At 61.2% G+C, this 19,358-nt stretch carries 12 protein-coding genes and 1 tRNA gene; 5 read left to right on the forward strand and 8 right to left on the reverse strand.

Going from position 1 to position 19,358, the window contains the following annotated elements:
- Position 1: 1 nt before the first annotated feature.
- Entirely contained in the window at positions 2-1,849 is a 1,848-nt protein-coding gene (locus FYJ85_RS01095; protein WP_206212910.1) for an FAD-dependent oxidoreductase, read from the forward strand.
- Between the two features lie 67 nt (positions 1,850-1,916).
- Here the strand turns inward: FYJ85_RS01095 and iorA are convergent, their stop codons facing one another.
- The 8 genes from iorA to FYJ85_RS01135 form a co-directional block, all read right to left on the reverse strand.
- Complete coding sequence (iorA, locus tag FYJ85_RS01100; protein ID WP_154416710.1) at positions 1,917-3,653, reverse strand: indolepyruvate ferredoxin oxidoreductase subunit alpha; 1,737 nt, start codon at positions 3,651-3,653, stop codon at positions 1,917-1,919.
- Entirely contained in the window at positions 3,650-4,942 is a 1,293-nt protein-coding gene (locus FYJ85_RS01105; RefSeq protein WP_154416711.1) for a phenylacetate--CoA ligase family protein, read from the reverse strand. The genes iorA and FYJ85_RS01105 overlap by 4 nt, the downstream gene beginning before the upstream one ends.
- Position 4,943: 1 nt before the next feature.
- Complete coding sequence (locus FYJ85_RS01110) at positions 4,944-5,516, reverse strand: indolepyruvate oxidoreductase subunit beta (RefSeq protein WP_106053190.1); 573 nt, start codon at positions 5,514-5,516, stop codon at positions 4,944-4,946.
- Between the two features lie 124 nt (positions 5,517-5,640).
- Entirely contained in the window at positions 5,641-7,884 is a 2,244-nt protein-coding gene (locus FYJ85_RS01115) for a glycoside hydrolase family 38 N-terminal domain-containing protein (RefSeq protein WP_154416712.1), read from the reverse strand.
- A 96-nt stretch (positions 7,885-7,980) separates the two neighbouring features.
- Entirely contained in the window at positions 7,981-8,970 is a 990-nt protein-coding gene (locus FYJ85_RS01120) for a hypothetical protein (protein WP_154416713.1), read from the reverse strand.
- 90 nt (positions 8,971-9,060) lie between these two features.
- Entirely contained in the window at positions 9,061-10,794 is a 1,734-nt protein-coding gene (locus tag FYJ85_RS01125) for an SPFH domain-containing protein (protein WP_154416714.1), read from the reverse strand.
- Entirely contained in the window at positions 10,791-12,278 is a 1,488-nt protein-coding gene (locus FYJ85_RS01130) for an SPFH domain-containing protein (protein ID WP_106053194.1), read from the reverse strand. Before FYJ85_RS01130 ends, FYJ85_RS01125 begins: the two co-directional genes overlap by 4 nt.
- Positions 12,279-12,425: 147 nt before the next feature.
- Positions 12,426-15,485 carry a DOMON domain-containing protein gene (locus FYJ85_RS01135; RefSeq protein WP_154416715.1) on the reverse strand — a complete coding sequence of 1,020 codons (3,060 nt, stop codon included), beginning with the start codon at positions 15,483-15,485 and terminating at the stop codon, positions 12,426-12,428.
- Between the two features lie 232 nt (positions 15,486-15,717).
- On the opposite strand from FYJ85_RS01135, the gene FYJ85_RS01140 reads away from it, so the two are divergent.
- The 4 genes from FYJ85_RS01140 to FYJ85_RS01155 all read left to right on the forward strand — a co-directional run bounded on the left by FYJ85_RS01140 (position 15,718) and on the right by FYJ85_RS01155 (position 19,358).
- Positions 15,718-16,914 carry an alginate lyase family protein gene (locus FYJ85_RS01140; RefSeq protein WP_154416716.1) on the forward strand — a complete coding sequence of 399 codons (1,197 nt, stop codon included), beginning with the start codon at positions 15,718-15,720 and terminating at the stop codon, positions 16,912-16,914.
- A 78-nt stretch (positions 16,915-16,992) separates the two neighbouring features.
- Positions 16,993-17,068, forward strand: a tRNA-Thr gene (locus tag FYJ85_RS01145).
- Between the two features lie 627 nt (positions 17,069-17,695).
- Positions 17,696-18,595 (forward strand): amidoligase family protein, encoded by a 900-nt coding sequence (locus tag FYJ85_RS01150; RefSeq protein ID WP_154416717.1) that lies wholly within the window; start codon positions 17,696-17,698, stop codon positions 18,593-18,595.
- A gap of 1 nt (position 18,596) precedes the next feature.
- The gene (locus tag FYJ85_RS01155; RefSeq protein ID WP_206212911.1) at positions 18,597-19,358 is read left to right on the forward strand and encodes a class II glutamine amidotransferase; all 762 of its coding nucleotides are present in this window, start codon (positions 18,597-18,599) and stop codon (positions 19,356-19,358) included.

The following is a 19,358-nucleotide window of genomic DNA, read 5'->3' on the forward strand; positions in this document are numbered from 1 at the left end:
CATGCTTCTGTCTGAAATGATCCGCAAAAAAGCCGTGCGGCGCGAGGCGGTTCCCGCCTTCTCCGGCCATTGCGACGTGCTCGTGGCCGGACTCGGCACATCGGGAGCCCCCGCCGCCCTCGCCGCAGCCGAAGCCGGAGCGCGCGTCTGCGCCGTCGAAAAGCTGAACCTGCCGGGCGGCACCGCCACGGCGGGCGGCATCTCCGGATATTATTACGGACTCCCCGGCGGCCGTTTCGAGAAAACCGACGCGCTCGCCCAGCAGCTGCGCGTGCTCTCCTTCATCGAAGGCGGGCATTTCCACCCCGACGCGAAAATCATGGCGACCGACCGCGAGCTTACCGCCGCCGGCGTCGAACTCCGTTACGAGACCGGCATCTGCGGCGTCTGGCTCGACGACGACGGAGCGACCGTCCGCGGCGCACGGCTCGTTTCGAAGGAGGGAGTCTCCGACGTCGAATGCAGGATCCTGATCGACGGAACCGGCAACGGCGACGTCTGCGCGCTGGCCGGAGCCGGATTCACCGAAGGACGCGCCTCCGACGGCCAGCCCCAGCCGTTTTCGAGCGTCCGCGTGTTCCGGTCCGAAAACCGCTTCGCCAGCGCGAATTTCGACGCCGGTTTCACGACCTCCACCGACGCCGCCGAACTGAACCGCGCCGTCATCGACTCGAACTCGCTGCACTGTTTCCCGCCCGGCGGCGCTCCGCCGGCCCGGCTCTACTATATCACCCAGCTTCCAGGTCACCGCGAAGCGAGGCTCATCGAATGCGACCATACACTCACGGCGCGGGAGATCATCGAAAAGAACTGGAACGTGCAGCCGTTCGGCTACGCCTACAGCAACTTCGACAGCCACTCGATCGACTGGGCGTTCGAGGACGACCTCGGCTGCGACTGGATGGTCGGCGCCAGCCTCTGGGGCAAGAATATGCTCGCCCCGCTTTCGCTTGAATTCATGACCGTAAAGAGATTCCGGAATCTCCTCGTCGTCGGCCGCGCCGTGTCGGTCGATCACCTGACCGCCAGTCTGGTACGCATGCAGCGCTGCCTCCAGAAGATCGGGGAAATCGCCGGGAACGCCGCCGCCCTCGCCGTCCGCGACGAAAAAAACGACGTCCGCGAGATCGACCGCGCCGAACTCGAAAAGCGCATGCGCGCTTCGGGCTGCCTCGATGAATCGCTCCTGCCGGAGTGCCTTTTCCCGGTCGAACACTGGGCGGAGGAACTTGCCACCCGCAAACCCGGCGAAGCGATCTTTTATGCCGCGCAACACCTCGACCGGACCCGCGACACCCTGCTGGCGCTGCTCGCGGGTCCCGATCCCGACGCGGCCATCCATGCCGCGCTCGCGCTTGCCATCGGCGGCGACGACGCGGGCGCGGAACTGCTCCGGGAACAGATCCGCAAGCGCGATCCGTATGTGCCGGCCACCAGCCGGAACCACAACTATCCGCGCCTCGAAGCAGAAGCCTACCTGCTCGGGCGGGTCGGCACACCCGCCGATGCGGAGCTGCTGCTCGAACTCGCCCGCGAACGGCTGGCCGACTACCAGACCTTCTCCGAAGCGTGGCGCGGGCTGCTGACTCTCGGGGAACGCTTCCCCGAAGCGCGGCCCGGAATCGCGGCGGGAGTGCTGCCCATCCTCGAAGCGGAGGATTTCCGGCTGCCGGTGCTTTTCCGCAACCACCTGATCGCGAGCCAGGCGCGCTACGAGCCGATGCACAATCTGTTCCGTGCCGTCACCGCCGTCAGATTCAAGAAGTGGGGCATCCCGAACCGATTGAGCGCCGTTCTCTCCAAAGAAACGCTCAGCTGGCGGGAACAGCGCCTGTTCGAACAGCTCTGACCGCCGGCAGGAAAAAGCGAGGGGAAGCTTTCGGCCTCCCCTCGCTTTTTCGCCCGGAACCGGGCTGTCAGCCGATGGCTCCGAATTTACAGAGCTGACGGCAGAGGGAACAGCCGTTGCAGAGCTGCGCGTTGATCGCGGGCCTGGCCCCTCCGGCGGTCTCGATGGCGGGGCAGCCGAGCTTCAGGCACTGCTTGCAGTTCCGGCACTTGTCCGGATCGACCGAGAGCACCGGCCCGAGCGGTTTGCGCTCCTTCAGGATGCACGGCGCGCGGCTGATGATGAGCGAGGGCTCGTCGACCGCCAGTTCCTCCGACAGCGCGGCCCGGACCTGCGCGATATCGTAGGGATTCACGACCCGGATCCGCTTCATGCCGCACGCTTCGGCGATTCTTTCGATCGAGGCGGCCGCGGTCGGTTCGCCCATCAGCGTCATGCCGGTGCCGGGGTGATCCTGATGGCCGGTCATGGCAGTGGTCCGGTTGTCGACCACGATCAGGGTCGAATTGCCGCGGTTGTAGACGATGTCGAGCAGCCCGGTGATTCCGGAATGGAAAAAGGTCGAGTCGCCGACGATGCCGACCACCGGACGCTTCTCTCCGGCCTTGACCATGCCCTGCGTCATCGAGAAGCCGCCGCCCATGCAGAGGATGATGTCGGTGCGCGAAAGCGGCGGAAAGACGCCGAGGCTGTAGCAGCCGATGTCCCCGGCCACGATCACATCGAACTGCGCGAGGCCGAAGAAGACGCCGCGGTGCGGACACCCGGCGCAGAGAATCGGCGGCCTGCCCGGCAATCCCTCCGCCGCCGGGGCCGGAACCTCAAACGGCTCGCCGCACACTTTCGAACGGACTTCGCGGATGCGCACAGGCGTCAGCTCGCCGCAGCGCGGCACGAGGTTCTTGCCGTCGCACGCGATGCCGAGCGACTTCACATGCTCTTCGAGGATCGGGTCGGCCTCTTCGATGACGACGACCCGCTTCACGGTTGCGGCGAAACGCCTGATGAGTTCGTCCGGAAACGGCCACGCCCAGCCGAGTTTCAGGATATCGGCTTCGGGAAAAATGTCGCGGCAGTGCAGCGCGGCAATGCCGCCGGAAATAATGCCGAGACCGTGGCCGCCGTCCCCCTCGAAAATCCGGTTCAGGCCGGACCCTGCCGCCTCCGCCGCCTGCGCGGCGATCCGCTCCTCGACCTTCGCGCGGAGCTTGCGGCCCCAGACCGGGATCGGCACGAACTGCGGCGGGTTGCGCTCGAACTTCGCCTCGGCGGCCGGAAGGCGTTCCCCGGTTTCGACCAGCGCGCGCGAATGGCTGACGCTGGTCGTGCTGCGCAGGATCACCGGGCAGCGGAACTTTTCCGAAATTTCAAACGCCTCCTTCATGAACCGCACTGCCTCGCGGGCGCTGCCCGGCTCGAGAACCGGAAGCTTCGCAAGCCGCCCGTAATGCCGGGTGTCCTGCTCGGTCTGCGACGAATGCATGCCGGGGTCGTCCGCGACAATCACGACCATGCCGCCGACGATGCCGATATACGAAAGCGTCATCAGCGGGTCGGCCGCAACGTTGAGCCCGACGTGCTTCATGGTGACCAGGCTGCGGACGCCGGTCACCGCAGCGCCGGCCGCGACTTCGAGCGCGACCTTCTCGTTCGGCGCCCACTCGCAGTAGACGTCGTCTTTGAACTTCACGAGGTTCTCGAGAATCTCAGTCGAAGGCGTGCCGGGATAACCGGAGGCGACCTTCACGCCCGCCTCCCATGCGCCGCGCGCGATGGCCTCGTTGCCGGAAAGCAGCTCTTTCATGCCTTCCCCTCCCCGGCTTTGCGGTGGAACACCCGCTTCGCCTTCCCCTCCTGCCGCGGCAGGGTGCCGGGGGCGTAAACGTCGCCGTCCGGCGAAAAGCCGAGGTCCTCCTTCAGCTGCTTCTCGATCATGTAGCCGGTCACGCCGGGCTCGGCTTCGACGTTGATGTGCAGATTCCTGACGCCGTGCTCCTCCTCGATGATGATCTGGTAGGTCGGATGCACGCCCGGAATCTTCAGCAGCGACTGCTCGATCTGTTTCGGGAAGAAATTGACCCCCTTGATGATCAGCATGTCGTCGACCCGGCCGGTCACGCCCGCGATCTTCAGGTGGGTCCGGCCGCAGGCGCACCTGCCGCGGTGAATGACCCGGGTCAGGTCGCCGGTGCGGAAGCGGATGACCGGCAGCGCCTCGCGGGTCAGCGAAGTCACGACCAGTTCTCCCTCCTCCCCGTCCGGAACCGCTTCGCCGGAATCGGGATCGACGATTTCGACCGCATACTGATCCTCCCAGACGTGGATGCCGGAGTGATCTTTGCAGTCCATGCCGAGCGTGCCGATGCCGCCGGTCTCGGTCATGCCGTAGATGTCGAACACCTCGATGCCGAGGCCGGAGGAGAGGCGTTTCTTCATCTCGTCCGAGAAGGTTTCGGCGCCGAAAATACCGATTTTGAGCTCCGGCAGCGAACTCTTCTCCTCCTCCAGAACTTCCATGATGCGGATGCCGTAGCTGACCACCGCGGTCAGCACCGTGCTGCCGAAATCGCGCGCGAGCCGGATCTGCCGGAGCGTATTGCCGGGGCCGCACGGCACGATGAACATTCCGTATCTGCGCGCGCCGTGGTAGCAGCCGAACCCGCCGTTGAAGAGCCCGAGCCCCGGCGTGATCTGGCAGATGTCGTGCGGCTGCGCGCCGGACATCGCATAACAGCGCGCCATGCACTCGGCCCACTGCTCGAGGTCGGCCGCGGTATACGGCATGACCACCGGGGTTCCGGTCGACCCGCTCGACATGTGCATTTCGGCAAGGTCCTGCCGGTCGACGCAGCACATCCCGAGCGGATATTCGCGCCGGAAATCTTCCTTGCACATCGTCGGCAGTTTCGCAAGGTCGTCGAGGCCGCGGAACTCCGCGACGTCGATCCCGGCCCGTTCGAAGTGTTCCGCGAAGAAACGGCTGTTCGCGGCGGCGTGGCGGACGCCCGACTTCAGCCGGGCGTTCCGCAACGCGTGCAGTTCATCGGCGGACATCGTCTCCGCCGCAGGGTTGAAAAATTCTACTCGACTCATTTCAAAGGGTTCTCCCATATTCAAACGCATGCAGGTTCAACTCGGCATAGGCGGGCTTGACGCACTCCGCAATCGCGCCGCGCCACGCTTCGTCCGGCAGCGGGAGGCCGGATGAGAGGGCGCCGAGAAGAATCGTGTTCGCAGTTTTCGGATTGTTGAATTTCTCAAGCGCCGCCGCATCGAAATCGACGTACTTGAGGCGGGGGAACGTACGTCTCAGCCGCTCTTCGACATCGGCCGGGTAGACGGCCTGCCCGCTCGATACGGTGACCGGAATGATCGGGCGCGACGCAACGACCGCAGCGCCCTCCGGCTTCAGGTAATGGCTGTAACGCAGCGCCTCGATCGGCTCCAGCGCGCCGAGCGCGTCGGCGGTCCCCTCGAGGATCAGCGGAGAAAGCACCTCTTCGCCGAAGCGGATCTGGGCCGTGACCGAACCGCCGCGCTGGGCCATGCCGTGAATTTCATTGGTCGTGACATCGAACCCGGCGCTCCGGGCCGCGGAAGCGATGATCCGGGCCGCAAGCAGAATCCCCTGCCCGCCGACGCCGGTCAGCAGAATATTCGTAATCATAAGCACACGCCTTTCGTGGATTCATCCTGATAAAATAGCGCAAATGAGGACTCCTTACAACGTTAGGTCTGTAAAAAGTCACAAAAAAACGCCCGGCGAAATGGGCGTTTCGGCGCGCGGCCGGTCATTTGAGCGCAATGGAACGGACCTCTTCCGGGGCGAGCGCGCCGGAAGCAAGTTCGGCGCCGTCGCAAAGCAGCCGGAACGGCTTCTCCTCCTGCGACGCATTCCAGAGCCGGAATTCGCGGCAGTTCTGGCAGAGCGCGATGACCTCCGGCGGCTCGACCGTCCAGACCGGACGGCGGAAGGCCGCACCGTCGGCGGCGGCCGTGATCTCCATATGCTCCGCGCCCCACAGCCGCCCGCGCGCCGCAGCGGGGAGCTCCGCAGCCGGACGGCCGTCGGCAATCCAGAACTCCTGCTCAACTTCGCCGAGATCCGCATACCCCTCGTCGCCGTGCGGCGGGAACGGGCGGTGCTCGGCATAGCAGACCGGACGCAGCAGCGTGAGCCGCAGTTCCGCGCTGCCGAACGAATCGTATCCGTGCAGCGCCTCGGCGAAAATGCCGGAGCTGCGGCCGTTTTCATCCACCGCCGCCGCAAAATCGATGAACGGCTGCTCGCATTCGTCCGGCGTGCGGACAAGCACGGTCGCGGCCTGTCCCGAAACGATGGAGCCCGAGGCGATGCCGGTTTTCCAGTTGAATTTGACCGTGTCGTCCTTTTCGCGCCACTCCGCGCTCCAGCGCGCGAAGAGCTCCGGAACTCCGGCATAGGCGAAGAGGTCGAGCTTGAAAGCCGACTGCTTCCAGCGGTAGCGGGCCCGCAGACAGCTGACCGCCGGACCGTTGTCGATCTCCTCGAAGCCGAGGAACTCCGCCTCGCCTTCGGTTTCGCCGAGCCGGGCAAGGCCGTGCCCCCAGGTATCGCCGACATCCGCGACCACAGGGAACGAAATGCGCCTGAAGGCCGCCTTCTGCCGCTCGAAGCCGACCGCGTCCGGCTGTCTGCCGCCGTAACCGTAAGCGAACACGCGAAGTCCCGACGGCGGCAGGTCGACCACGGCGGCGGCGCGCCCCCAGGCGTTGTTCGGCCCGAAAGCGGCGGCGGAGCGAATCCACTGCAGAGGAACGGTATTGCCGTTCTCATCGCGCAATGTGTCGAACCGCTTCCCGTTGCAATTCGGGTCCGCGAAGGTGTCGAAGCCGAACACGGCCCGCACCGGAACCGGCAGCGGGTTCCAGAGCAGGATGCCGCCCTCGGTCAGAAAATCGCTCTTCGACTGCGCCGCATAGCGCTCAAGCCGTTTTTCGAGAATCGAAGTCGCGGTCCACTGCGCATAGCCTGCGAGGTCGCGGACTTCGCCTTCGAAGGATTTCCGCACCGCCGTGCCGGGGTAGACATCGTGAAAATAGTTGAAAAGGAACTGGTTCCATGCGTCGTCGAGCTTCGCCGTATCGGCTTCGGCATCCGGCCCCGGCGACTCGAGCACGAGCTTCTCGGCCTTGAAAAGCGAACGCTCGACGGCGGCGAACTGCCGCTTGACCATCGAAACGGCCGAATAGCAGCCCGGCGAATGGTGGGTAAGCTCGCCCTCGTACACCGGCAGCTCCGTCTTTTCGATCGTGTCGAAATAGTGCGCCAGCGTCGAAAATTCGATGTCGCGGGTTTCGGCCGCTTCAAGCAGCCACTCCAGCTGCCGCTCGTAGATGCCGCCGCCGTGGTCGCCGACGCCGAAGAAGAAGGTCTGATGCTCGTCGCCTTCCGCGATCAGCCGGTCGATCCAGTCGAAAAGCTGCGTTTTCTCCTTCCAGCCCGGCATCGTGCAGTAAGCCTGCCGGACGCGCAGCGTGACGACCTCGCTGCCGCCGTCGCCGCGCCAGCGGAACAGATACGGCATGGTCTTCTCCTCCGCCATCGGACGCATGAAGACGTAACGGTCGAACCCTGTTGCATTCAGGATTTTCGGCAGTCCCGCATTCTGGCCGAACGAATCGACGCTGTAACCGATCCGGATGTCGCAGCCGAATTTCTCCCGGAAATAGCGCCTGCCGAACTCGGCCTGCCGGAACAGGACCTCTCCCGGCGTGATGATCGTGTCGGACTGCTCGACCCAGCCGCCGACCGGCTCCCAGCGCCCGGCTCCGATCAGCAGGCGGATCTCCTCAAACAGCGCCGGATCGCACGCTTCGATCCACTCGTAGCAGGAACTCGATGAGCGGCAGAACTTCAGGAACGGATACTTCTTCATGATCCGCACGACCGACCGGCAGGTGTTCAGCCAGGTCGAACGCCCCTCGCGCAGCCGCCAGAGCCAGATCGGGTCCATATGGGAATTGCCGATGACATAAAGTTTCTTCGCACTCATATTGCTGTCCGCTCCATCTGTTGATCGTTGTAACCGATCATACAATATAAAGAGCGCTCCCGAAAAAGCAAATCGGATTCCGTTATTTCGCGCCGATCAGCGAAAACGACACGTCCGCCGTATCCTTCCGGTGCCGGGGCCGGTTCCGGCCGCCGTCGGCTCCGCCGCAAGTTCCTCCGCTGTAACCGCAATATCCGGATAAGCGCGGCGAGCCGCCTCCCACCGGAAGTGATTCACCAGCAGAAACGGTCCCGCGCCGAGCAGTCCGAAAAGCAGAACCGCCGCCGCAAGCAGCGCCACTCCGCGCAGCAGGGAACGCCACGGCCGCGGCCCCCACATCAACCGGCGGAAAAGCGGCGGGTTCCAAAGTCCGGAATACGGCTCCACCGGATTTTCGCGGAGAAACGTTTTTCCCCGCCGGTACGCCGCCGGAGCAATGAACCCGTAAAACGCCGACTCAGCAAGGCCGATCCCCGCCAGGAGGCAGCCGACCCATAGCCTTCCCGCACGGGTCGCCGGAGCGATCCAGAGCGACAGCATGAATCCCGCAAAGGCGATCCAGAGCGCGGCATTGCAGATTTGCAGCGCCGCCCGCCGCCACGCAGGGAGTTCCGGAATCGCGGCAGGCAAACGCCGCCCGTACCGGAAACCGTATGCCAGATTGACATAGGGGAGCAGCGGCCATAGGGACGCCGGCGACGGCTTCGGCTTCCGGAACAGAAAATCCGGATATGCGTAAAGCAGGGCGGTCCCGGTGAAAGGCAACCAGAATATGGAGGCAACAAACGGCGGCCAGCTCCAGGAAGAACACAACAGCAGGAGCCCCGGCAAAACGACGGCAATCAGGCAGAAGAGAGGCGTCTCCCATAGAAAAACAAGCAGGCTTCCCCGGTACGCTTTCACCAGCACTGCCGCGCTCTCCGCGATTCCGGGCGCCTCGTGAAGCGGCCGCCAATCGTCCGTCCCGGCCGGGGCGACTTGAACTGTCGTGCGGACTTTCTCCATGCGCAGCCATCCAAGCAGCTCAAGCGCATCGACCTCGCGTTCGCCCTCCGGCAACCTCACACGATAACAAGGCAGCTCCATGCTCCACCTCCCGGCACACCGGTGACGCCTCCTGCAGAATTGCGTTTGAAACGGGCCGCACTCCCGGGCAGGCCCGTTTTCCCCATGCCGTCACTTCTCCGGTGCGGCGGACAGCGGCAGCGCTCCGGCCTTCAGGTCGGTCCACAGCGTGCCGGGCCCGGCATAGATGATCCGGGTCTCGACCTCCGGATTCAGTGAATCGACCAGCTTGAGTTCCGAAAGCTTCGCGGCTCCGCCGAGCGCTTCGGCCTTCAGGAGTTCCCCCCGCGCCGTCTCGTTGTCGACCAGATACCGGGTCTTGACTTCGGTCTCGCCCTTGAGCTGGGCGATCTTCGCCAGCAGCTCGGATTTCTTGAGCTTGAGCTCGGCGACGGTCAGTTCGGTCTCCGCCTTCAGTTGGGCGACCGCCTGATCGCGTTCGGCCGCGATGCGGGCCACGAGCTTTTCGGTCTCCTGCACGACTTCGCGGCGACGCTGCTCGATGAGCTCGGTCTCGATATTCAGTTCGGCGAGCTTCTTCGCGGTTCCCTGCAGCGACTCGTTGGTCAGATTCTGCTCCTTCGCAAGGCTGACCGCCCGGATCGGCGACAGGATGTTGATCGGAATATCGACGTTGCGGATGATCGCGTTATGCACGATGATGCTGCGTCCGGCCAGCGTTTCGCCGAGCACCTGCGACAGATCGTACTGAAAGGTCTCGCGCCCCTCGCCCATGATGAAATCCTGCGCGCGGTAGCTCGAGCCCTTGAGCCGCGACACCGACAGCACCTGCGGCAGGATGATCTTCTCGACCACCTGCGGCAGATCGCCGTACAGCAGGTAAATCTTCGCAAGATTCTCCGGCATGAGCTCGAATTCGACGGTCATGTCGAGCGCGACCTTGAAACCGTCGCGCGACGGGAATTCGACCGCGCGGCTGATGCCGAAAATCTGCGCCTCGGCCGGCAGCGGCGCCGCAGCTTTCGGGAGCGGAAAAGCGCCGACGGCACTTTTCCGGTTCCCGTCGGACACCGTGACCGCCGGCGCCGCGTTCATCCTCTCCGCCCGCTCGCGCCGCAGCTTCTTCTGGAAATTCAGCGTGTTGGACTCAAGCTCGGCCAGCGCGTCAGTCGCATTCGACAGCCGGCTGCGGGTCGAAACCATGCTCTCGTTCGAACCGGCGGCCATGGTGACCTGGTTCATGCCGATCTCGATCACATTGACCTGATAGGCGTAGCGGTTCAGGTAGTAAAGCCCCGGCTGGAGGATGTCCGACAGCACACCGCGTTCGCCCGGCCTGGCGAATTCTCCCGGCGCGGCAGGCCTGCCGCTCTGAGAGGTCACCACGCCCGCGTAACCGGCCGGGATATTGATCGCGTCGGCCACTTCGACCGAATACCCTTCCGGATTCAGCCGGTAGACGCCGGGCCCGAGCACGTCGCGCCAGACGCCTTTGCTTTCGCGGTCCGGCGCGATGATTTCGCCCGGAGCGAGCTCTTTGCCGACCTTGGCGGTCACGATGCCGACCTTGCCGAGCGGGATGCTGACCGCCGGAACGATCTTCACATCGTACTGGACCGGATCGAGGAAATGCCGCCCCTCCGGCAACACTTCGCGCCAGATGCCCTTTTCGCCGCGTTCGACGAGGATCGTTCCCGGCGCCGGAGCCTTGCCGGATTTCGCGGTCACCACCGCCATGTGTCCGGCGGGAACGTAGAAGCGGCAGAAGCCCCACAGATAAACCAGATAGACCGCCAGCGCGATGAATCCGAGAACAGCCACCGCCATCACCGCCGGCTTCACCGGAGACTGGACCGGCACGACTTTTTCCTCCGCCTGGCTCATTTCAGACCTCCTTCCGCCGGCGCGGCCGCCGGGAACTCCGAAAGCGGCAGCCCGAAAATACCGCCTCCCGCACTGTTGCCGATGATCGACTTCACGCCCGGCATGAGCTTGGCGTACAGCATGGCCCGGATATATGCGTCGCCTCCGCCGTAGGCCTGCACCTGCCGCTTCAGCACCTCGGCCTCACGCAGATTCCGTTCTGCGACGACCCGGCGTTCCGCCTCAGCCGCATTGAGCGCGGCCTGCGCGTCGGCCTCGGCGGTCTTGAGGGCGACCTCGGCGACCTTGAGCTCGGTTTCGGCCGCGATGACCTGCTCCATCTGCTTCTGCCGGGCCGAGATGGTCGCGGTGATCCGCTGCGTCTCGGCCTCGGTCTTGCGGCTGTTCTGCTCGGCAAGCATCTTCTGTTTCTGAAGTTCGGCCTCCGAACGCGCCTGTTCGATCTGCTCGGCATACTTGCGCGCCTCCTGCTGGGCGAGCTCGCGGTTGCGGATGATTTCGGCGACCTCCTGGGGGACGATGATATCACGGATCAGGACCGAGTTGATCCGGACGCCCCACTTGCGGCAGTTTTCGCGCAGGTACTTCTCCAACTGCGTCTGGAACACCTGCCGGCTCTCGCCGATGATGAACTCCGTCGCGGCCTTCTTGCTGCCTTCGAGCCGGGCGAACCCGTGCACCGACGGGAGAATCAGCTTCTTCAAAATATCCTCCATATTGCCGACCTCGTGGGCCAGCCGCGGCGCAAGCGATTCGTCGATATTGAATTCGACGGTTCCTTCGAGCGAAACCGAAAAACCGTCCACGGTCAGGAACGAAATCGCATCGTCCCCGCTGAATTCATGCCGCTGGCTCTGGATGTTGACCAGAGCGACGCTGTAAATAAACGGATTGATGCGATGCGTCCCCTCCTTCAGCACGTCGGCCAGCACACCCTTGCGTCCGGGTCTGACCAGAAATCCGTGCTGATAGGCGTTTTCGTTGCGGACGCCGTTGAAAACGTCCTCGCCGGAGACGGAAGTCACCACGCCGATGAAGCCCGGCATGATCCTGACGTCGTCGTAAATCCTGACCTCGTACGCATACGGATTGATGCGGTGCTTGCCGGTGCCGAGCACATCGGCCAGCACGCCCTTGCTCTCGTCGTCGGGAGCGATGATCCTGCCGTCCGTGAGATCCCGGCCGAACTTGCGGACAAGGACGGCGAACTTTCCGGCCGGAACGTCGGTGATCGGCAGAATCTCCCAGTCCCAGGTGTAGGGGTTGCGGAAATAACGCCCCTCGCCGAGCACTTCAAGCTGGATCCCCTGCTGCTCCGGCGAGCGCGCGATAAGTTCGTCCGGCGGCAGCGGCTTCCCGGTCTTGCGGATCAGCACGGCGATTTCACCGTTCCCCGGCTCAATGCGGCAGCCGAACCAGACGAACAGCGGCAGCAGCACGAGCAGCACCAGGAGCAGTATGATTCCGAATGCGGCCAATTTCATTGGCGTTCCCTCCCTTCCTTGTTTCCGCCTTCCGGCGATTTGCTTCAACCGTTTGACGGAATATTCCGGCGTTTCTTACCGAAGTCAGGAACAAAGCCGGCGGAATTCCGAAAACCGCACCATGCGGCAGCGGACCGGGCAGACGCCTCAAAACTCCAGCTGCTGAAACAGCGCCGGGTTCCGGAAATCTCCCCATGAGAGACTGCCGCTGCGCCCGTCGGCGGCGGCGCTGTTGACTTTGAGCGAAATACCGAACATCATCCCCTTTTCCAGCGCCGGAACACCCAGCGCCGAAGCCGGTATATCGATCACATAATACGAAGAGACGCCGTCATTGCGCGAAAACGCGAGCGCCGCCCCCTCTGCCGGGCCGGAACCGCCGCCCGGAGCTTGCCGGACCATTTTTTCCCCCTCCCTCGACCGCGCAGCGCAGAACGCCTGAACCGGCGCGGAAAAGTCGCCGGCGCTCCGGCGAAGCTGCAATGCGATCTGGACGGAATCTCCGCGCCACGCCTCCGCCGCCGGGAAATCGCATTCCTGCGTCTCATCGAGCACCTGCACTTCAAGCCGCAGACCGCCTTTCCGGGCGGAAGCGCGAAATTTCGCGCGGATATCCGGCCCGGCCGACGGAATCCGCTCCGACTTCCAGTCCGCCGGGCGGCTGAAATCGATCCAATCGGTCGGCCCGGCGCCGGGAGAAAGCGCAATGCGCTCCACCTGATACGGCTTGACCGCGATCACGAGCGGCGTCGCGTTGCTGTTGCGGTCGGCCACCGAGAAGGTCGTATACTCCCGGCGGTCGAGCGACGGATCGAAGCGGACGCGAAACACGTATTCCGCCTGCGTTCCGGGCAGGATATCGAGCTTGAGCCGTTCCGCCTTCTTTTTCGCATCCTTCTCCTCCTCCGGCTTCTTCTCCTCAATGTACCGGATTCCGGCCGGCAGGTTCAAATACGGCTCGACCGTGACCTCCTTGTCGGAGAGATTGTTGAAAAATACCTTGAACAAAACCGTTTCCCCGTTTTTGACCCGGTAGCCGAAGCGGTCGTAAAGCATGCCGTCGAGCTCATAGCCCGGCTGAATCACGACCGGCTTCGCGGCGCGCGCCGCAGGCTTGAATCCCCGGGCCAGCCGATACAGCTCCATGGCGGGCGTTTCGACCTCAAGATACGGCAGCAGCCCGAAGGTGTCGCAATACAGATAGACAATGCCGTCATCCATCGGGACGAGGCCGTCCCGGACCTCGAGCGTCCGCCCGTCGGCGCCGGCGGCCTTCAGAATCTCCAGCCCCTCCGGCAGCTTCAGCGGGGAACGTTCGCCGCCGGCGTACAGACAGGCGACGGCATCCCTGCCGTCCGTAAAGACGCGCGAACGCATCACGCCGCCGATTTTCAAATCGCCGACATACTCCCGGTGAGCCAGCGCCCTCGGCAGATAGGCGTATGCCGCCATCGAACGCAGCGGAGCATCGTTCCGGTCCAGCATGCCGAAGTTCCGCTCCCCGCCGCGATCGTCTTTGCCGGTGAACGGAAAAAACTTCTCCGCGCCGAGCGCCCGGAACTCGATCGCCCGGGCGACGAGCTGCGCCGCAATGCGGCGGTCGGTTCCGGCTTCGGGGCGGCCCGTTCCGGATTCGTCGGTCCACGAACCGCCGCTCCCGGTGATCCAGTACGGAATCCCGGCCCGGTTGTTCTTCCGCGCCCGCTCCGTCGCCCGGAGCCCTGCGACCCGGTATTCGATCTCCGAAATCTCCTCTCCGGACTGCAGGCTCACCGCATCGACGTCGTCGAGCAGGCCGCCGGATACATATGCCCGGTACAGCATGTCGTCTTCGCCGCGAATACCGGCCAGCCCGCCGCCCACCAGCAGGACCGGAACCTTGTCGAGCGAAAAACGCGTCGAAACGGCCTTGGTCAGCGCGGTGACGAACTCGGCCGGAAACCCGTTGCCGAAACCGGCGTCGGGAGCGTCCCAGACCGCAAGCGCCTTTCCGCTGCTCCAGCGGGAAGCGACGACCGCCAGACTCCGCGCCGCGTCGATCAGATTGCGCGGAAACACGTTGCATCCGTAGCTGTAGTGTCCGGTCTCGCTCCCCTCGGCATCCCGGTCCGTGCGCAGCCGGCGATTCCAGGCCGGAGCTTCCCGGAAGGTGTCGAAAATCGAAATGCCCGCCTCTCCGGCGAGCCGGTGCAGCGTCTCACTGCGTTCTCCGCGGCCGTCGAAATCGAAACGGCCCGGCTCCGGATGAAGCTCCCCCCACGCAAAACGGTCGCGGCCCCAGCCGATTCCGTTCCGGGCGAGAACCCGCAGAAATCCGCCGAACGCGGCGGTGTCGAAGCGTTTCCGGCCGTTCAGCGAAAAATCCATCGCAAAATACTCCTCGGCGACTCCGGTGTACGGCTCACCGGCCACGACCGCCGAACGAATCCCGAGCGCCGGGAACTCCAGATCGTAATAACCGGGCTTCTGCGGCGACGGCACCGAAAGAATCCGCTCCTTCGCATCGAAGGAAGCGGTTCCCGACGCCGTTTCGTTTCCGCTGTAGTCGAGACAGCGATAGCGCAGCTCCTCCGGAGAAAACTGTTCCTTGCCGGCCAGAACCGACAGCCGGAACGGCGCGGCATCCCCCGGCGTAACAAAATGCTCCTCCGGCGACGCCGCCCGGCAGGCGATCACTCCCTTCGCCCCCGAAACGCCGGTCAGCCGGACGTCCCTGATCTCGGCGAATCCCGCATCGGTCCGGAACCCGTTGGCATGAATCAGGATGCGGATCGACTTCAACGGCGGCGCGAACGGTTCCCCGCCGTTCTGCGCGGAGGCTGCCACCGGGAAACCAACCTCCTGGAAATCCGCATCGCTGCCGCTCAGCTTCGCCGAATGTTCATGAATCCGGCCGGCCGCATCCTCAAACCGGACGGCGATCCGCGACGCAGCCGTCCGGACCTTGAACCGGAACTCTTCGGCATCCGGATAATCCATGGCGAGAGCAACGGCGGCGTAACGGCCGCCGAACGCAAAATCCCCATCCAGCCGCAACACACCGTTCCCGCGGGTCAGCCCGCCCCCGGCTCCCACGGAAAATTCGCGCGAACCGTCATCGAACGCCCAGGCCGGATTGCCGGCCGAAAGCGCAATCGTCTCCGCCACGGCCGTTCCGGCCGCCGCGGCCAGCAGCGCACACGCCGCAAGAAAAGAAACCAATTTCATCGGCCGCCGCCCTCCCGAACTGAATCCGCTGCGGAAACGGCGGTTCGAATCTCTAAATCAATCATGATTCCACGTCCTGTTCATCATCTTCCGGTTGATGGAATAAAGATAGCACCGTTCCTTTGAAAATACCAGCGGCGAAACCCACAATCGCTTTTCAATACGCCGAATATGCCGCCGGTTTTCCGGCCGGAAAACCGGCGCAGGGATTGAAAAGCGCAGCGGAAGTGATATGTTGAACGGGAGAAGCAACCGCCGGAAAGGATCGATCCGCATGAAAGAAACGCCGTCGCACCGCCGTGCCGCCCTCTTCGCCGAACCGCTGCTGATGCCCCGGACAGTCTGGGAGCAGGTCAGCAGCGACCTGCCGGCGGCCCCTGCGGCGCTGGCCTGCCTGAAAGCCGAAGCGGACCGCTGGCTCGGCCTCGAACCGCTCACCGTAACAGCCAAGCAAACGCCGCCGCCGAGCGGGGACCTTCACGATTACACGAGCATGGCCCCCTATTTCTGGCCGAATCCGGAGACAACGGACGGTCTGCCGTACATCCGGCGTGACGGCGAAACCAACCCCGAATTTTACACGCTGGACAACGCGCGCCTCGAAAAACTCTGCGCCGCGGTTCCGGCGCTGATCCTCTACCATAACGTGACCGGTTCCGAGCCGCACGCGGAAAAGGCGGCAGAGCTTCTGCGCGCCTGGTTTCTCGCTCCGGCCACCCGGATGAACCCGAATCTGCGCCATGCCCAATTCATCCGCGGCGTAACCGACGGGCGCGGCATCGGCATCATCGACACAAACAGCCTGATCTTTCTGCTGGACGCGGTCACCCGCCTGCCCGCATCATCGTACTGGACGGAAGACGATTACCGGCAGCTGCAAAGCTGGTTCGCAGCATACACCGGGTGGCTGACTCTTCATCCGTTCGGTCTCCAGGAGGAATCCGAACCCAACAACCACGGCAGCTGGTACGACGCCCAGGTCATCGCGTTTTCCCGCTTTTCCGGCCGTGAGGAACAAATTGCCCGGCGGCTGGAACGGACCCTCGAACGTATCCGGCAGCAGATCCGCCCGGACGGGAGCCAGCCGGGAGAGCTCGCCCGCACGCTTTCCCTGACTTACAGCACCTACAATCTGCTCGCCTTCGCATGTACGGCGGAACTGGCGATAAAAACCGGAGCCGACCTCTGGAACGAATGTCCGGAGCTGAAAAACGCCCTGAATTACCTGAAACCGTACTACTCGGCGCCGGAAAAGTGGAGCCATCCCCAGATCCGCCCGTTCGAGCCGCGCAGTGCCGCACCGCTGCTGACGCTGGCCGCCGGACATCTGAACGACGCGGAATTGCGGAGAATGCAGAAGGAGCTGTATCAACCGCAATACCGCATTCTGTTCTCAAAATCGGCGATATCCGGCCGCAAACATCCCTGAAATCCCCAAAAAATTTTAATTTTCTCGCAGAAATAATTTGAAAATCCCGAAAAACGGGTTACTTTATGAAACAAATAAGCCAATGTAGCTCAGTCGGTAGAGCAATTCACTCGTAATGAATAGGTCATCGGTTCGATTCCGATCATTGGCTCCAATTTGATCTTATCAGCTAGGCGTTTACACTGCTTGGCTTTTTTCATGCCGAAATTGCGAAAGATACCATCCGCCACCACCGCTTACGCTCAAACACCAAATCATAGACATACAATAGACTGACATGGTTTTGAGCGTAGCTTATCTACTGCAAGTTCAATGATCACATAGCTCACAAGGCGTGGGGCAACAAACCATTGGAACAGATTTAAAGTTTAATCGAAAATCTGTACAGCTTGCTTATATTCCTCGATTTTGACATTTTCAGAAACTCAATTTTCCTAAAAAATTTTTTGACCGCCTCAAGGCGAAGGTTATCCATATTGGGATTTCTCCGTATAGGCGACACATTCCCAATTCTTCCCTTATGGTATTTCTGAATTTCGTCCATTGAGCTATTGATGGATCAAAATAACTGATTTTTTGAAATCTGTCCATTCTTTGGAACCCGTTCCAATTCTGTCTTTTCTTGCCCTAAATTCTCCCTTTTTGAAACGGTTTTATATTATTATCGATAATTATATAAATGCTCTAAAAATACTAATAATTTTATCTATATTTAGACTTGAAATCTGCGGTCCATCATCTATCTTAAGTTATTGTAATATCAATACTTTAAGATGTAAAAATGGACAAAATTGCAGAACTTTCAGGAATGCGGTTTGGAGTTGAAATCGAAACTATCGGAATCAGCAGAAAAGACACCGTTTCAGCCATTCTGACAGTGGTTGGCGGTGAAGTCAAGCATGAGGGCGGTTCTTATGATAAGTGGAGCTGTGCGGCTCCTGACGGTCGTAAATGGAATGCTGTTTCCGATGCTTCGATTGGTCGTGGGAATGCGGAGGTCGTTTCTCCGATTTTGAACTATCCTGACGACATTTCAGTTCTGCAAAATGTGATTCGAGCAATCAGAAAAGCTGGCGGCAAAGTCAATTCGAGCTGTGGTATTCATGTTCATGTCGATGCCTCCAGCCTCAATGGGCGGCAATTGGGAAACCTTGCAAAAATTGTTTACAAGCAAGAACCGCTGATTCTGCATGCGCTCCAAATTTCGCAATCACGCTTAAATAGCTACACAAAGCCGACAGAGGAGAATTTTATTGCCGATATCAACAAACATCGTCCGCAATCACTGACTGAACTTTGTCAACTGTGGTATGGGGAGAATAACCTTGATGAAATGAGGCATACGCACTATCATTCGAGCCGGTATCATGGAGTAAATTTTCATTCATTGCTGTATAGGGGAACTGTTGAGTTCAGATGGTTTGAATCGACATTGCATGCCGGAAAGGTGAAATCCTATATCCAATATTGTCTTCTGCTTGTCAACCGTGCAAGAGAAGTGAAATTCGCTGCCTCAAAGAAGCGTTGCCTCTCCATGGAATCGGCAAAGTATGATTTGAGAGTTCACCTCTTGAGAATCGGAGCCATTGGCGATGAATATAAAACCATGCGTCATTTCTTACTGGAAAATATGCCTGGTTGCGCCAGCTATAAACACAAACCTGAATCGAAAGTTGCTTGATATGTGCGGACAATGTGGAATCATTCTTGGAAAGAAGCGTTGGACTCGGGAAGAACTGGAGGCTCTCGGCAATATGTTCACAGAGTTGTTGAGGTATAACGAGCGTCGTGGTCGTGATGCGACGGGAATTTTCATTGCCGATCAGAGTGGGGCAGGAAAAATATTGAAAGCTCCGGTTTCGGCGATGTACTTGACTGAATCAATAGAATATCAGGAAGCAATCCAGAGTATCAGTAATAAAACTATTGCCTTGCTTGGTCATACTCGGTTTCGGACGGTGGGAACTCCCATGATCAACGAGAATAATCACCCGATTCAAACTCAATTCTGTGTCGGTACTCATAACGGAACCATTACCAACCATGAGGAATTGTTCCGTATTCACGATTGGGAAAGAGTCGGTCAAGTAGATTCCGAAGCAATTTTTCGTTGTGCGGACAATTGTATCCATGATGGAAAACTTGATATGGAGGAATTTTCGAAAAAATTGAAAGGATTCAGTGGAACGATGTCCTTCATTCTTTATAATCGGCGGGAAGCCAATGTTGTTTATATCGGAATCGGCAATATGCCGTTATGCTTGCAGTATCATGCGAAACTGCAGTGCTTGTGCTATTCAAGTGAACTGATGCCTCTGGCGATGGCGGGGAAAGGCTTCAAAGGTTGGAAACTTATTTCCAATACCCCCATGACACTTCTTCGTTTCGACACTACCGATTTGATGAGTCGGGATTCAGTTTCAATGCCTTTCAATATTTCATGA

The organism is Victivallis lenta, from assembly GCF_009695545.1.
In the GTDB taxonomy this organism is placed as follows: Bacteria; Verrucomicrobiota; Lentisphaeria; order Victivallales; family Victivallaceae; genus Victivallis; species Victivallis lenta.

Excerpts from the sequence above, each read along its gene's own strand:
- FYJ85_RS01155 (WP_206212911.1), top strand. The coding sequence starts at position 18,597 with ATGTGCGGACAATGTGGAATCATTCTTGGAAAGAAGCGTTGGACTCGG.
- FYJ85_RS01110 (WP_106053190.1), bottom strand. The coding sequence starts at position 5,516 with ATGATTACGAATATTCTGCTGACCGGCGTCGGCGGGCAGGGGATTCTG.
- FYJ85_RS01120 (WP_154416713.1), bottom strand. The coding sequence starts at position 8,970 with ATGGAGCTGCCTTGTTATCGTGTGAGGTTGCCGGAGGGCGAACGCGAG.
- FYJ85_RS01135 (WP_154416715.1), bottom strand. The coding sequence starts at position 15,485 with ATGAAATTGGTTTCTTTTCTTGCGGCGTGTGCGCTGCTGGCCGCGGCG.
- FYJ85_RS01115 (WP_154416712.1), bottom strand. The coding sequence starts at position 7,884 with ATGAGTGCGAAGAAACTTTATGTCATCGGCAATTCCCATATGGACCCG.
- FYJ85_RS01105 (WP_154416711.1), bottom strand. The coding sequence starts at position 4,942 with ATGAGTCGAGTAGAATTTTTCAACCCTGCGGCGGAGACGATGTCCGCC.
- FYJ85_RS01125 (WP_154416714.1), bottom strand. The coding sequence starts at position 10,794 with ATGAGCCAGGCGGAGGAAAAAGTCGTGCCGGTCCAGTCTCCGGTGAAG.
- FYJ85_RS01130 (WP_106053194.1), bottom strand. The coding sequence starts at position 12,278 with ATGAAATTGGCCGCATTCGGAATCATACTGCTCCTGGTGCTGCTCGTG.
- FYJ85_RS01140 (WP_154416716.1), top strand. The coding sequence starts at position 15,718 with ATGTTGAACGGGAGAAGCAACCGCCGGAAAGGATCGATCCGCATGAAA.
- FYJ85_RS01150 (WP_154416717.1), top strand. The coding sequence starts at position 17,696 with ATGGACAAAATTGCAGAACTTTCAGGAATGCGGTTTGGAGTTGAAATC.
- FYJ85_RS01095 (WP_206212910.1), top strand. The coding sequence starts at position 2 with ATGCTTCTGTCTGAAATGATCCGCAAAAAAGCCGTGCGGCGCGAGGCG.
- iorA (WP_154416710.1), bottom strand. The coding sequence starts at position 3,653 with ATGAAAGAGCTGCTTTCCGGCAACGAGGCCATCGCGCGCGGCGCATGG.